General features: G+C 40.0%; 14 protein-coding genes. 11 read left to right on the top strand and 3 right to left on the bottom strand.

Annotated elements, in window-relative coordinates:
- The first annotated feature begins 31 nt into the window (after nt 1-31).
- The 11 genes from GMD5S_RS0205330 to lacG all read left to right on the top strand — a co-directional run bounded on the left by GMD5S_RS0205330 (nt 32) and on the right by lacG (nt 10,663).
- On the top strand, nt 32-337 hold the full coding sequence (locus GMD5S_RS0205330; protein ID WP_000590551.1) for a PTS sugar transporter subunit IIB: 306 nt from the start codon (nt 32-34) through the stop codon (nt 335-337).
- Between the two features lie 54 nt (nt 338-391).
- Complete coding sequence (locus GMD5S_RS0205325; protein ID WP_000382518.1) at nt 392-1,867, top strand: PTS galactitol transporter subunit IIC; 1,476 nt, start codon at nt 392-394, stop codon at nt 1,865-1,867.
- Nucleotides 1,868-1,974: 107 nt separating this feature from the next.
- Nucleotides 1,975-2,871, top strand: a complete 897-nt coding sequence (locus GMD5S_RS10515; RefSeq protein WP_000234150.1) for an aldose 1-epimerase family protein — start codon at nt 1,975-1,977, stop codon at nt 2,869-2,871.
- 286 nt (nt 2,872-3,157) lie between these two features.
- On the top strand, nt 3,158-3,583 hold the full coding sequence (lacA, locus tag GMD5S_RS0205315) for a galactose-6-phosphate isomerase subunit LacA (RefSeq protein ID WP_000029277.1): 426 nt from the start codon (nt 3,158-3,160) through the stop codon (nt 3,581-3,583).
- A 29-nt stretch (nt 3,584-3,612) separates the two neighbouring features.
- Nucleotides 3,613-4,128, top strand: a complete 516-nt coding sequence (gene lacB, locus GMD5S_RS0205310) for a galactose-6-phosphate isomerase subunit LacB (protein ID WP_001216921.1) — start codon at nt 3,613-3,615, stop codon at nt 4,126-4,128.
- Between the two features lie 10 nt (nt 4,129-4,138).
- Nucleotides 4,139-5,068 (top strand): tagatose-6-phosphate kinase, encoded by a 930-nt coding sequence (locus tag GMD5S_RS0205305; protein ID WP_000604304.1) that lies wholly within the window; start codon nt 4,139-4,141, stop codon nt 5,066-5,068.
- Between the two features lies 1 nt (nt 5,069).
- Nucleotides 5,070-6,050 (top strand): tagatose-bisphosphate aldolase, encoded by a 981-nt coding sequence (gene lacD / locus GMD5S_RS0205300; protein ID WP_001229132.1) that lies wholly within the window; start codon nt 5,070-5,072, stop codon nt 6,048-6,050.
- 238 nt (nt 6,051-6,288) lie between these two features.
- The gene (locus tag GMD5S_RS0205295) at nt 6,289-7,125 is read left to right on the top strand and encodes a PRD domain-containing protein (RefSeq protein ID WP_000285700.1); all 837 of its coding nucleotides are present in this window, start codon (nt 6,289-6,291) and stop codon (nt 7,123-7,125) included.
- 35 nt (nt 7,126-7,160) lie between these two features.
- Nucleotides 7,161-7,478: a PTS lactose/cellobiose transporter subunit IIA gene (locus tag GMD5S_RS0205290; RefSeq protein WP_001078319.1), complete on the top strand. Its 318-nt coding sequence runs from the start codon at nt 7,161-7,163 to the stop codon at nt 7,476-7,478.
- Nucleotides 7,478-9,172, top strand: coding sequence for a lactose-specific PTS transporter subunit EIIC (locus GMD5S_RS0205285; RefSeq protein ID WP_001037492.1), 1,695 nt, complete (start codon nt 7,478-7,480; stop codon nt 9,170-9,172). Before GMD5S_RS0205290 ends, GMD5S_RS0205285 begins: the two co-directional genes overlap by 1 nt.
- Nucleotides 9,173-9,256: 84 nt before the next feature.
- Entirely contained in the window at nt 9,257-10,663 is a 1,407-nt protein-coding gene (lacG, locus tag GMD5S_RS0205280) for a 6-phospho-beta-galactosidase (RefSeq protein ID WP_000169240.1), read from the top strand.
- 39 nt (nt 10,664-10,702) lie between these two features.
- Here lacG and GMD5S_RS0205275 read toward each other — a convergent pair whose 3' ends face one another.
- From GMD5S_RS0205275 to nrdE, 3 genes are all read right to left on the bottom strand, one after another.
- A complete protein-coding gene (locus tag GMD5S_RS0205275; protein ID WP_000917587.1) occupies nt 10,703-11,470 on the bottom strand; it encodes a DeoR/GlpR family DNA-binding transcription regulator in 768 nt (255 codons plus the stop codon).
- A 139-nt stretch (nt 11,471-11,609) separates the two neighbouring features.
- The gene (gene nrdF / locus GMD5S_RS0205270) at nt 11,610-12,572 is read right to left on the bottom strand and encodes a class 1b ribonucleoside-diphosphate reductase subunit beta (RefSeq protein WP_000451373.1); all 963 of its coding nucleotides are present in this window, start codon (nt 12,570-12,572) and stop codon (nt 11,610-11,612) included.
- A 188-nt stretch (nt 12,573-12,760) separates the two neighbouring features.
- Entirely contained in the window at nt 12,761-14,920 is a 2,160-nt protein-coding gene (gene nrdE, locus GMD5S_RS0205265) for a class 1b ribonucleoside-diphosphate reductase subunit alpha (protein ID WP_000523273.1), read from the bottom strand.
- Nucleotides 14,921-14,937: the final 17 nt, after the last annotated feature.

Below are 14,937 nucleotides of genomic sequence, written 5' to 3'. Positions count from 1 at the left end.
CTATTAAAATATAAAATCGGAGGAAATCCAAATGATTAAAATTCTTGCTGCCTGCGGTGCAGGTGTTAACTCAAGTCACCAAATTAAAAGTGCTCTAGAAGAAGAACTTTCAAACCGTGGTTATGATGTTCACTGTGATGCAGTCATGGTGAAAGATGTAAACGAAGACCTTATCAAGGGCTACGATATCTTTACACCAATCGCTGCAACTGACCTTGGTTTTGAACCAGGTATTCCAGTAATTGAAGCTGGCCCAATCTTGTTCCGTATTCCAGCGATGAGCGCTCCAGTATTTGACAATATTGAAGCAGCTATCAAAGAACACGGACTAAGCTAATTTATTCTTTATCTTGTTAACATTCATATAACTAAAAAAACGGGAGGAACTATTATGGATGTCATTATCGAACTAGCCAATAAGCTGTTCAAACCTATCTTGGATATGGGTGGACCAATTATCATGCTGATCATTTTGACAGTATTGGCTCTACTTTTTGGAGTGAAATTCTCCAAAGCGCTTGAAGGTGGTATTAAACTTGCCATCGCTCTTACTGGTATCGGTGCTATCATCGGTATGCTCAATGGAGCTTTCTCAGAATCACTTAAAAAATTCGTTGAAAACACTGGTATCCATTTGAACATCACTGACGTTGGTTGGGCACCACTTGCTACCATCACTTGGGGCTCTGCTTGGACACTTTACTTCTTGCTAGTAATGTTGATTGTCAACGTTGTGATGCTTGCAATGAAGAAAACGGATACACTTGACGTCGATATCTTCGATATCTGGCACTTGTCAATAACTGGTCTTTTGATTAAATGGTACGCAGATAACAATGGAGTTAGCCAAGGAGTTTCACTCTTCATCGCAACTGCAGCAGTTGTCCTTGTAGGTATTTTGAAGATCATCAACTCTGACCTGATGAAACCAACATTCGACGATCTTCTTAATGCACCAAGTTCATCACCAATGACTTCAACACACATGAACTACATGATGAACCCAGTTATCATGGTTTTGGATAAGATTTTTGAAAAATTCTTCCCAGGTCTTGATAAATATGACTTTGATGCTGCTAAATTGAACAAAAAAATCGGTTTCTGGGGATCTAAATTCTTTATCGGTTTCATCCTTGGTATTGTTATTGGTTTTATGGGGACTCCACAACCTGTTGAAGGACTTAAAGATGCTGCAAACTGGCAAGAAGTTATTAAAGGTTGGTTGTCTCTTGGTTTAACAGCCGGTGTAGCTTTGGAACTCTTCTCACTTATCGGATCTTGGTTCATCGCAGCCGTAGAACCACTTTCACAAGGTATTACAAACGTTGCTACTAAACGTCTTCAAGGACGTAAATTCAACATCGGTCTTGACTGGCCTTTCATCGCTGGTCGTGCTGAAATCTGGGCTTGTGCTAACGTACTTGCTCCAATCATGCTAGTAGAAGCTGTTCTTCTTTCAAACGTCGGTAATGGTATCTTGCCTCTTGCAGGTATCATCGCTATGGGTGTGACCCCAGCTCTCTTGGTTGTTACACGTGGTAAATTGCTCCGTATGATTATCTTCGGAACACTCTTGTTGCCTCTCTTCCTTCTTTCTGGTACTCTTATCGCACCATTTGCAACAGAACTTGCTAAAGGTGTAGGTGCCTTTCCTAAAGGTGTAGATAGTGCTCAATTGATTACTCACTCAACTCTTGAAGGACCAATTGAAAAACTATTTGGTTGGGCAATCGGTAATGCTACAACAGGTGATATCAAAGCAATCCTTGGTGCAGCAGCCTTCCTTGTATTCTATGTAGGTATCTTTGCTTGGTATAGAAAACAAATGATCAAACGTAACGAAGAATACGCAGCAAATGCTAAATAATTCGCTCCTATAAAATGTAAATTGTGAAAACTAGGTTGTTAATTTCCTACATTGGGAGTGGCAACCTAGTTTTTTATATAAAAATCTAAAAATAGTTGGAGAATATTATGGTAATTGAAATCAAATCAGACCAGTTAACGGTCCAGTTTAAAATCTTAGGTGGCGCCTTGTCGTCAATCAAGGACCGAGAAGGCATTGAGTATTTGTGGCAAGGAGATGCCACTTACTGGAGTGGACAAGCGCCAGTACTTTTTCCAATCTGTGGCTCTTTAAGAGAAGATACAGCCTTCTACAGTCATGCAGATGGAACAGAGACGAAAGGAAACATTCCTCGCCATGGTTTGGTCCGTAAAAAAGAATTTGAGTTGGTTGATCAAACAGAAAACAGCGTAACCTTTGCTATCGAAGATGATGAGAATACTTATCAAAACTATCCTTATCATTTCCGCCTTGAAATCACTTATAAGGTTACTGGCAAGACAGTTCGTACTCAATACAAGATTTTCAATAAAGAAACCAGCAAGGTCCTGCCATACTTTATTGGTGGACATCCAGGCTTTAATTGCCCTCTACTAGATGGCGAAACTTATGAAGATTACTATTTAGAGTTTGAGAAAGAAGAGACTTGCTCTGTTCCCCGTCCTTTCCCAGAAACAGGAATGTTAGACTTCCAAGATAGAAGTTTATGGTTGGATGGGCAAAAAGAATTAGACCTTAGCTATGATTTGTTTAGCACAGATGCAGTGACTTTGGATGAGTTGCAATCCAGAACAATTGCGCTTCGTTCTCGTAAGCATGAGAAGGGATTAAAAGTACACTTCCAAGAGTTCTCAAATCTCATCATTTGGTCAACTTTGAATAAGGGACCTTTCATTGCCTTTGAACCATGGTCTGGCTTATCAACTTCACTTGAAGAAGGAGATCATCTAGAAGATAAGAAGAATGTTCGTCTCTTGGAAGCTGGTCAAGTAGATCAGATTGGCTTTGATATTGAAATATTTTAGATAAAAAACCACAAAAACAAACATTTACTGTTGACTTTTTCTATAAATAGGAGTATATTATGTTTGTAAACAACAAATGATGTTTGTAACAAACAAATAATCACTTGTTATATTCTCTGTCGCAGAGAAAGTTTCTTTCTAGGAACTTGATTTCCTGGACTTGGATAAGGTGATATTCATCTCATTCAATCCAATTTGTCAATAAACTGCTAGAAAGTCTTTTGTAGGTAAACTGCTAACTATAAAAGTCTTTACTAGCCTAGAAAAATAAAAAGGAGTATACAATATGTCTATTGTTATCGGTGCAGATGCTGCAGGTTTGAGATTGAAAGAAGTAGTGAAAGACTTCTTGGAAAAAGAAAACTTCCACGTTGTGGATGTTACAGCTGAAGGTCAAGACTTTGTTGATGTGACTCTTGCTGTTGCTGCAGAAGTAAACAAAGAAGAACAAAACCTTGGTATCGTGATTGATGCTTATGGGGCTGGTCCATTCATGGTCGCAACTAAAATCAAAGGAATGGTTGCTGCAGAAGTTTCAGATGAACGTTCAGCTTATATGACTCGTGGACACAACAACTCACGTATGATCACTATGGGTGCACAACTTGTTGGTGACGAATTGGCCAAAAACATTGCTAAAGGTTTTGTTAATGGTAAATACGACGGTGGACGTCACCAGATTCGTGTTGATATGTTGAACAAAATGTGCTAATTAGATTACAGTAAGAAAGGTAAGTTAAAATGAGAATTGCAATTGGATGTGACCACATCGTAACAGATGAAAAAATGGCGGTTTCAGAATTTTTGAAATCAAAAGGATATGAAGTCATCGACTTTGGTACCTATGACCACACACGTACTCACTACCCAATCTTTGGTAAAAAAGTGGGTGAAGCTGTAACTAGCGGTCAAGCTGATCTTGGGGTATGTATCTGTGGTACTGGTGTTGGTATCAACAACGCTGTCAACAAAGTTCCAGGAGTTCGTTCTGCCTTGGTTCGTGATATGACAACAGCTCTTTATGCAAAAGAACAATTGAACGCCAATGTTATTGGTTTTGGTGGTAAAATCACTGGTGAATTGCTCATGTGCGACATCATTGAAGCTTTCATCAATGCTGAATACAAACCATCAGAAGAAAACAAAAAATTGATTGCGAAAATTGAGCACGTTGAAACTCACAATGCTCATCAAGCAGATGCAAACTTCTTTACAGAATTCCTTGAAAAATGGGATCGCGGTGAATACCACGACTAAGAGGTGACGCATGATTTTAACAGTCACAATGAATCCATCCATTGATATTTCTTATCCTTTGGATGAATTAAAAATTGACACTGTCAACCGTGTGGTGGACGTGACCAAGACAGCTGGTGGTAAAGGGCTCAATGTTACACGAGTGCTTTCAGAATTTGGTGATTCTGTTGTTGCTACCGGTTTGGTCGGTGGTAAACTTGGTGAGTTTTTAGTAGAGCATATCGATGATAAAGTAACGAAACGTTTCTTCTCCATTCAAGGAGAGACTCGTAACTGTATCGCTATTCTACACGGTGAAAACCAAACAGAAATCCTTGAAAAAGGTCCCGAAGTTCTGGAACAAGAAGGGCAAGATTTCTTGGCTCATTTCGAAAATCTCCTTGACACTGTGGAAGTAGTTGCTATCTCTGGTAGCCTGCCAGCAGGTCTTCCAGTTGACTACTATGCAAGCTTAGTAGAACTTGCTAATCGCAAAGGAAAACCAGTTGTTCTAGATTGCTCAGGTGCAGCACTTCAGGCGATTCTTGAATCACCACACAAACCAACAGTTATTAAACCAAATAACGAAGAATTGTCTCAGCTTCTTGGGAAAGAAGTTTCTGAGGATTTGGATGAATTAAAAGAAGTTCTTCAAGAGCCTTTATTTGCAGGGATTGAGTGGATTATCGTGTCACTTGGTGCAAATGGTGCTTTTGCAAAACATGGTGACACTTTCTACAAAGTAGATATTCCAAGAATTCAGGTAGTCAATCCTGTCGGATCTGGAGATTCTACTGTTGCAGGTATTTCATCAGGTCTTCTTCATAAGGAATCGGATGCAGAACTCCTCATCAAGGCAAATGTCCTTGGTATGCTTAACGCTCAAGAAAAGATGACAGGCCATGTCAATATGGCCAACTATCAAGCTTTATATGATCAATTAATAGTAAAAGAGGTATAAAATGGCTTTAACAGAACAAAAACGTGCGCGCTTAGAAAAACTTTCAGATGAAAATGGCATTATCTCAGCTCTTGCCTTTGACCAACGTGGTGCTTTGAAACGCCTCATGGCTCAATACCAAACAGAAGAGCCAACAGTGGATCAAATGGAAGAACTCAAAGTATTGGTAGCAGATGAATTGACTAAATACGCATCCTCTATGCTTCTTGACCCAGAGTATGGTCTTCCAGCTACAAAAGCGCTTGATGCCAATGCTGGTCTTCTCCTTGCTTATGAGAAAACGGGTTATGACACAACTAGCACTAAACGCTTGCCTGACTGCTTGGATGTTTGGTCTGCCAAACGCATCAAAGAACAAGGTGCAGATGCTGTCAAGTTCTTGCTTTACTATGACGTAGACAGCTCTGATGAACTCAACCAACAAAAACAAGCCTATATCGAACGCATCGGTTCAGAGTGTGTGGCAGAAGACATTCCTTTCTTCCTTGAGATCTTGGCTTACGATGAAAAGATTGCTGATGCAGGTTCAGCAGAATACGCAAAAGTGAAGCCACACAAGGTTATCGGTGCTATGAAAGTCTTCTCAGACCCACGCTTCAACATCGATGTTTTGAAAGTGGAAGTTCCAGTCAATGTGAAATACGTTGAAGGCTTTGGTGATGGAGAAGTCGTTCATACACGCGAAGAAGCAGCAGCCTTCTTCAAAGCTCAAGACGAAGCAACAAATCTTCCTTACATCTACTTGAGTGCGGGTGTATCAGCTAAACTCTTCCAAGAAACGCTTGTCTTTGCCCACGAATCAGGCGCAAACTTCAACGGTGTTCTTTGTGGACGTGCAACATGGGCTGGATCAGTTGAAGCCTACATCAAAGACGGTGAGGCAGCAGCTCGCGAATGGCTTCGCACAACTGGTTTTGAAAACATTGACGAACTCAACAAGGTTCTTCAAACAACAGCGACTTCATGGACTGAACGTGTATAAGTTTTCCCCCCCTAATCTTAGGAACATTGATCTAAATAAAAATTTTAAAAAAAGTTACATGTAAAGGTTTACAAAAAAACTGACTTGTGCTATACTTAAATCACAAGTTAATACAAGGTGAGTGTTACTAAGTAATATTAGGCATGATCACAGATGGATTAGAAATCAAAGGATTTTCTAGTTCATTTGTGGTCATTTTTTATACTCATATACCTTTAAGAGATAAAAGGAGGTTGCCATGTATCGAATTCTAAACCCAATGAATCACAACGTCTCACTTGTCAGAAATGACAAAGGAGAAGAAGTGATTGTGATTGGTAAAGGGATTGCATTTGGGAAAAAGAAGGGGGATTTGATTGCTGAAGATCAAGTTGAGAAAATCTTTCGGATGAAGACAGAAGAGTCCAGAGAAAATTTTATGGCTCTCCTCAAAGATGTTCCGCTGGATTTTATCACAGTGACTTATGAAATCATTGATAAGCTATCAAAGAAATATCATTATCCGATTCAAGAGTATCTCTACGTAACCTTGACAGATCATATTTACTGTTCTTACCAAGCTCTAGCACAAGGAAGGTACAAGGATAGTAATCTGCCAGATATTTCCACTAAGTATCCTGTCGCTTTTCAAATCGCAAAGGAAGCTTTTGAAATCTATCGTCAGAAGTTGACAGATCATTTCCCTGAGGATGAAATTATTCGGATCGCTTATCATTTCATCAATGCCGAAGGGGAGAATGAAGTTCAAGTGGTTGAGTCGATTGATAAGAGGAAAGAAATTCTCAGGAATGTTGAAGAAGTGCTAAAGGGTTATGCAATTCAACGAACCAAAGAGAATAATCATTTCTATGATCGTTTTATGATTCATTTGAATTATTTCTTGGATTATTTAGACAGATCTAGAGATGATAACCAATCACTTCTGGATATGGAAGATCATATTAAACAATCCTATCCAAAAGCGTTCGAGATTGGTTCCAAGATCTATGATGTGATTACGCAATATACGGGTCTTGATTTGTATAAAAGTGAACGAGTTTATCTAGTTCTACATATCCAACGTTTATTGTCATAAAAATTTAATTAAAAATACATAAGGAGAATTCTATCATGAATAGAGAAGAAGTAACATTGTTAGGTTTTGAAATCGTAGCCTATGCTGGCGATGCTCGTTCAAAACTATTGGAAGCCTTGAAGGCTGCTGAAGCTGGTGATTTCGCAAAAGCGGATAGCTTAGTTGAGGAAGCTGGTGGCTGTATCGCCGAGGCTCATCACGCGCAAACAAGTCTATTGACCAAGGAGGCAGCTGGTGAGGATTTGGCTTATAGCGTGACCATGATGCATGGCCAAGACCACTTGATGACTACCATTTTGTTAAAAGATTTGATGCACCATTTAATCGAACTCTATAAGAGAGGAGTTAAGTAATGAACAAACTAATTTCATTTATCGAGAAAGGAAAGCCTTTCTTTGAGAAACTGTCTCGTAATATCTATCTTCGTGCTATTCGTGATGGTTTCATTGCAGGGATGCCTGTTATTCTCTTCTCAAGTATCTTTATCTTGATTGCTTTTGTACCAAACTCATGGGGCTTTAAATGGTCTGATGAAGTTGTTAATCTCCTCATGAAACCTTATAGCTATTCAATGGGGATTCTAGCTCTCTTGGTAGCTGGTACAACAGCTAAGTCATTGACCGACTCAGTAAACCGTAGCATGGAAAAAACCAATCAAATCAACTATATGTCAACACTTTTAGCTGCGATTGTTGGTTTGTTGATGTTAGCAGCTGATCCGATTGAAGGTGGCTTTGCGACAGGTTTCCTTGGAACAAAAGGTTTGCTTTCAGCATTCCTTGCTGCCTTTGTTACTGTAACCATCTATAAGGTTTGTGTTAAGAACAACGTCACTATTCGTATGCCTGACGAAGTTCCACCAAATATCTCACAAGTCTTTAAAGATGTGATTCCATTCACTCTATCAGTGGTTTCTCTTTATGCTCTCGATTTACTAGCTCGTCATTTTGTTGGTGCAAGCGTAGCTGAATCAATCGGTAAATTCTTTGCACCGTTATTCTCTGCTGCTGATGGTTATCTAGGTATTACGATTATCTTTGGTGCCTTTGCCTTCTTCTGGTTTGTTGGTATCCATGGTCCATCTATCGTTGAACCAGCAATCGCAGCTATTACCTATGCAAATGCCGAAGTCAACTTGAACCTTCTCCAACAAGGGATGCATGCAGACAAGATCCTTACTTCAGGTACACAAATGTTTATTGTTACCATGGGTGGTACAGGTGCAACACTGGTTGTTCCATTCATGTTCATGTGGTTAACTAAATCAAAACGAAATCGTGCAATCGGACGTGCTTCAGTAGTGCCAACTTTCTTTGGTGTAAATGAACCAATCTTGTTTGGTGCACCGCTTGTATTGAACCCGATTTTCTTTATTCCATTTATCTTTGCGCCAATTGCTAACGTATGGATCTTTAAATTCTTTATTGAAACGCTTGGCATGAACTCATTTACTGCCAACCTTCCTTGGACAACACCAGGTCCTCTCGGTATTGTTCTCGGTACAAACTTCCAATTCTTGTCATTTGTACTTGCTGCTTTGTTAATTCTTGTAGACGTAGCCATTTACTATCCATTCCTCAAGGTTTATGATGAACAAATTCTTGAAGAAGAGCGTTCAGGTAAAGCCAATGATGAATTGAAAGAAAAAGTAGCAGCAAACTTCAATACTGCCAAAGCAGATGCGATTCTTGAAAAAGCTGGTGTAGAAGCAGCGCAAAACACAATTACTGAAGAAACCAATGTTCTCGTTCTCTGTGCAGGCGGAGGTACAAGTGGTCTCCTTGCAAATGCTCTAAACAAAGCAGCTGCGGAGTACAAGGTTCCTGTTAAAGCAGCAGCTGGTGGCTATGGTGCTCACCGTGAAATGTTGCCTGAGTTTGATCTGGTTATCCTTGCTCCTCAAGTTGCTTCAAACTTTGAAGACATGAAGGCCGAAACTGACAAACTTGGTATCAAACTTGCCAAGACAGAAGGTGGCCAATACATTAAACTGACTCGCGATGGAAAAGGCGCTCTTGCCTTTGTTCAAGAGCAGTTCGAAGAATAAAAGGTAAAGAGCGAAGAAGTGAGATGGAGTAATTCCTCCCAACTATATCCCCATCTCATTTCTATTTCTTGAAAGGTGAATCAAATGACAAAAACACTTCCAAAAGACTTTATTTTCGGTGGCGCAACAGCTGCCTATCAAGCAGAAGGTGCTACACATACTGATGGTAAAGGACCAGTAGCGTGGGATAAATATCTTGAAGATAACTACTGGTACACTGCTGAACCAGCCAGTGATTTCTATCACAAATACCCAGTAGACCTCAAACTTGCAGAAGAGTATGGTGTCAATGGTATCCGTATCTCAATCGCTTGGTCACGTATCTTTCCAACTGGTTATGGGAAAGTTAATGACAAGGGGGTTGAGTTCTATCATAATCTATTTGCAGAGTGCCACAAACGTCATGTTGAGCCCTTTGTAACTCTTCATCACTTTGATACGCCAGAAGCTCTACATTCAAATGGAGACTTCTTAAACCGTGAAAACATTGAACACTTTGTAGACTACGCGGCTTTCTGTTTTGAAGAGTTTCCTGAAGTTAACTTTTGGACAACCTTTAATGAAATTGGGCCGATAGGAGATGGTCAGTATTTGGTTGGGAAATTCCCTCCAGGTATCCAGTACGATCTTGCCAAAGTTTTCCAATCGCACCACAATATGATGGTGTCTCATGCACGCGCGGTAAAATTGTACAAAGAGAAAGGCTATAAAGGGGAAATTGGTGTCGTGCACGCTCTCCCAACCAAGTACCCACTTGATCCTGAAAATCCTGCAGATGTTATTGCGGCAGAGTTGGAGGACATTATCCATAATAAATTTATCTTGGATGCAACTTATCTGGGTCACTACTCTGAAAAGACCCTGGCAGGGGTAGAGGCTATCTTGGCTGCCAATGGTGGTAGCTTAGATCTTCGTGAAGAAGATTTCGAAGTATTAGAAGCTGCAAAAGACTTGAATGATTTCCTTGGAATCAATTACTATATGAGTGACTGGATGGAAGCCTTTGATGGAGAAACTGAAATCATCCACAATGGGAAGGGTGAGAAAGGAAGCTCTAAATACCAAATCAAAGGCGTTGGTCGTCGTGTAGCTCCTGATTATGTACCACGTACGGATTGGGATTGGATTATCTACCCTCAAGGTTTGTATGACCAAATCATGCGTGTGAAGAAAGATTATCCTAACTACAAGAAGATTTACATTACTGAAAATGGTCTCGGCTATAAAGATGAGTTTGTTGATAACACTGTTTACGATGATGGTCGTATTGATTACGTGAAGCAACACTTGGAAGTTTTGTCTGATGCGATTGCAGATGGAGCTAATGTAAAAGGATACTTCATCTGGTCATTGATGGATGTCTTCTCATGGTCAAACGGTTATGAAAAACGTTACGGTCTCTTCTATGTTGATTTTGAAACCCAGGAGCGTTATCCTAAGAAATCAGCTCACTGGTACAAGAAACTAGCTGAGACACAACTTATTGAATAAAATTCAACAAAAATTCCCCGCCAAAAGGCAGGGGAATTTTTATGGTTTTGATAAAAGAATGGTTGTTTGTTTCGACAAATCTTCAAATGTTTCCTGACTCAGTTTGGAATCTGAAACGATGGTATCAATCTCTGAGATATTGTAGAAAGTGTAAAAATCAAACTTATTAAACTTGCTGTGGTCTGCTAGTAAGTATTTTTTATTGGCATTGTTCAAGGCGATTCGTTGTACCTCACCCTCTTCTTCACTGAAAGTAGCAATTGCCTTATCCTTAATACCATTACAACTTACAAAAGCTTTAGAAAACTGAAGGTTGGTCAAATCCTGTAAGGTAAGTGTCCCTACAAAAGCACCAGTGATGGAGCGATAATTTCCGCCAATCAAGATCAAATCTGTTAGTTTTCGTTTGTTTAGGATTAGAAAAACTGGAAGACTGTTTGTTACAACACGAATATTATCAATTGGGAGCTCACGAGCAAAACATTCTAAGGTTGTTCCTGGCCCGATAAAAATAGTTTCACCTTCGTCAATCAAATGCCCTGCAAAACGGCTAATTTCTTGTTTTTCAGCAATCTGCAAGCCTTGTTTTTCGACGTTTGAGCGTTCGTTGTTTAAGAGAGAACCTGTACGAAGTTTTTCAGCGCCACCGTGCACACGAACCAGCAAATCCTTGTCTGCTAGTTCTTGTAAATAGCGGCGAGCTGTCATATCTGACACATCAAGACTCTCCATAATCTCTTTTACAGTAATAGTGCCTTTTGTATTTACTGCTTCTAGAATACTATCTAGTTTTTCTTGCTTTAGCATCCTTATCACCTCGATTTCTACTATTATTATCTTACCATAAAACGCTCAATCAATCAAATAGAAAAAAACAAAATAAAACAAAAACAAAAATATCATGGTTGTTTTAAACAAACCATGATATTTTGAATGATTGGTCAAATTAGTCCAAACCGTAGTTGTAATCCTCGTCTTGCATGGCTTCAACTTCACCAAGGAGGTAACCATTTCCGACTTGAGAGAAGAAGTCGTGGTTAGAAGTTCCTGTTGAAATACCGTTCATAACGATTGGATTGACATCATCAGCTGAATCAGGGAAGAGTGGATCTTGTCCTAGGTTCATAAGAGCCTTATTAGCATTGTAACGAAGGAAGGTTTTAACTTCCTCAGTCCAACCAACACCGTCATAGAGGCTTTCTGTATAGCCCTCTTCGTTCTCGTAGAGAGTGTAGAGCAGATCGTACATCCATTCTTTGAGCTTTCCTTGCTCTTCTTCAGGCAATTCGTTAAAACCAAGTTGGAATTTGTAACCAATATAAGTTCCGTGAACAGACTCATCACGAATGATCAGTTTGATGATTTCTGCAACATTGGCTAGTTTGTTGTTACCAAGATAGTAAAGCGGTGTAAAGAAACCAGAGTAGAAGAGGAAAGTTTCAAGGAAAACACTGGCAACTTTCTTTTCAAGTGGGCTACCATTGAGGTAGATTTCATTGATAATTTCCGCTTTTCTTTGTAGGTAGGGGTTAGTGTTGGTCCATTCAAAGATTTCTTCGATTTCGGCCTTGGTGTTCAAGGTTGAAAAGATAGAAGAGTAAGATTTTGCGTGGACAGATTCCATAAACTGGATGTTGTTGAAAACAGCTTCCTCATGTGGTGTACGGATGTCTGCGCGAAGTGCTTGAACTCCTGTTTCAGATTGCATGGTATCCAAAAGGGTCAAACCACCAAAGACTTTTCCAACCAAGTCTTTTTCTTTGTTTGATAGTTTTCTCCAGTCGTCTAGGTCATTTGACAAGGGGATACGCGTATCGAGCCAGAATTGCTCTGTCAGCTTTTCCCAAGTTGATTTGTCGATGACATCTTCGATGGCATTCCAGTTAATGGCTTTGTAGTAAGTTTCCATTTGAAATCTCTTTCTGTGTTTAATATTGCGAGCTCACAATTATTTCTATTTTATCATAATTCTAGAGGAGTATCGCACAAAAAGTCGGAAGCCCGACTTTTTGTTATTTCATAGTATAGATGCTTATTCCAGTCTAACACGGTGATTGAATCACTAATCTGAGAAAATGTAGTTTCCTCAAGCAAAAATTAAATCACACAGCTTTCACATTGGTTAGCACCGACTTCTCCACCATCGTCTGTAAAGGTACGGACGTAGTAGATAGACTTGATACCCTTGTTAAAGGCATAGTTACGAAGGATAGATAGGTCACGTGTCGTTTGTTTGTTTTCTTTCTTCCATTCGTAAAGACCTTTTGGAATGTCGCTACGCATGAAGAGGGTGAGTGAAAGCCCTTGGTCCACGTGCTCAGTCGCAGCAGCGTAAACATCAATCACCTTACGCATATCCATGTCGTAAGCAGAAGTGTAGTAAGGGATAGTATCTGTTGACAAACCTGCAGCAGGATAGTAGATTTTACCGATTTTCTTCTCTTGGCGTTCTTCAATGCGTTGCGTAATCGGGTGGATAGATGCAGAAACATCGTTGATGTAACTGATAGAACCATTTGGAGCTACAGCAAGGCGGTTTTGGTGATAAAGACCATCTGCTTGAACCTTTTCGCGAAGTTCAGCCCAATCAGCAGCACTTGGAATAAAGACATCTTTGAAGAGTTCTTTAACACGGTCTGATTTTGGAACAAATTCGCCTGTCACGTACTTGTCGAAGTAGCTTCCGTTAGCATAGTCTGATTTTTCAAAGTTGTGGAAGGTGATACCACGTTCACGCGCGATGTTATTAGATTCTACCAAGGTCCAGTAATTCATAAGCATAAAGTAGATGCTTGTAAATTCAACTGACTCAGCTGATCCATATTCGATCAGTTGTTGGGCAAGGTAGCTGTGAAGTCCCATGGCACCAAGACCAAAGGTGTGAGCCAAACTGTTTCCGTGGTCGATAGTAGGAACAGCTACGATGTGCGAACTATCCGTAACGAAAGTCAAAGCACGAACCATAGCGCGAATAGAACGACCAAAGTCAGGTGAAGTCATCATGTTGACCACGTTGGTTGAACCAAGGTTACATGATACGTCTGTTCCCATTTGAAGGAATTCTTGAGCATCGTTGATCAAGCTTGGTTCTTGAACTTGAAGGATCTCAGAACACAAGTTACTCATGATAATCTTTCCATCAACAGGATTAGCACGGTTGGCTGTATCAATGTTGACGACATAAGGGTAACCAGATTCTTGTTGCAATTTAGAGATTTCAGTTTCCAAATCACGCGCCTTTATTTTTGTCTTGCGGATATTTGGATTTGCGACTAATTCATCGTATTTTTCTGTGATATCGATGTAGTTGAACGGCACACCATACTCAAGTTCTACAGAGTACGGGCTGAAGAGGTACATTTCTTCATTTTTACGGGCCAATTCGTAGAATTTATCGGGTACTACAACACCGAGTGAAAGGGTCTTTACACGAACCTTTTCATCGGCATTTTCTTTCTTAGTTGAAAGGAAAGCGATGATATCTGGGTGAAAGACGTTGAGGTAGACAACCCCAGCACCTTGACGTTGCCCGAGTTGGTTTGAGTAAGAGAAGCTGTCTTCAAAAAGCTTCATAACTGGTACGACACCAGAAGCAGCACCTTCATAACCTTTGATAGGAGCTCCAGCTTCACGAAGGTTGCTGAGGGAAATTCCCACACCACCACCGATACGTGAAAGTTGGAGAGCTGAGTTGATGGAACGTCCGATAGAGTTCATGTCATCAGTTACTTGAATCAAGAAACAAGATACCAACTCTCCACGACGAGCACGACCAGCATTCAAGAAGGAAGGAGTAGCTGGTTGATAGCGTTGGTGGATGATTTCATTGGCAATATCAGTCGCAATCGCTTCATCCCCGTCAGCAAAATAAAGCGCGTTAAAGAAGACACGGTCTTCCATACTTTCAAGGTAATATTCACCGTCATTAGTCTTCAAGGCATACTGGTTGTAAAACTTATAGGCAGCCATGAATGATTTGAATTGGAAGTTTTGGTCCTTGATAAATTGATGCAATTCTTCCAAAAACTCTGGACGGTATTTCTTGAGAAATGCAGTTTCGATGTAGTTATGTTCAATAAGGTAGTTGATTTTATCAGTAATTGAATCAAAAACCATGGTATTTGGAACTACATTTTCTTTAAAGAAGGCATCCAAGGCTTCCTTATCTTTATGAAGCATGATTTGTCCATTGACAGGACGGTTGATTTCGTTATTGAGACGGAAGTAAGTTACGTCCTCAAGATGTTTTAATCCCATAAAATTTCCTTTATCTA

The sequence above is a fragment of the Streptococcus sp. GMD5S genome, from assembly GCF_000298715.2.
Taxonomy (GTDB): domain Bacteria; phylum Bacillota; class Bacilli; order Lactobacillales; family Streptococcaceae; genus Streptococcus.
The sequence above is the reverse complement of the archived record's forward strand: the minus strand, read 5'-3'. Positions and strand labels throughout refer to the sequence as shown.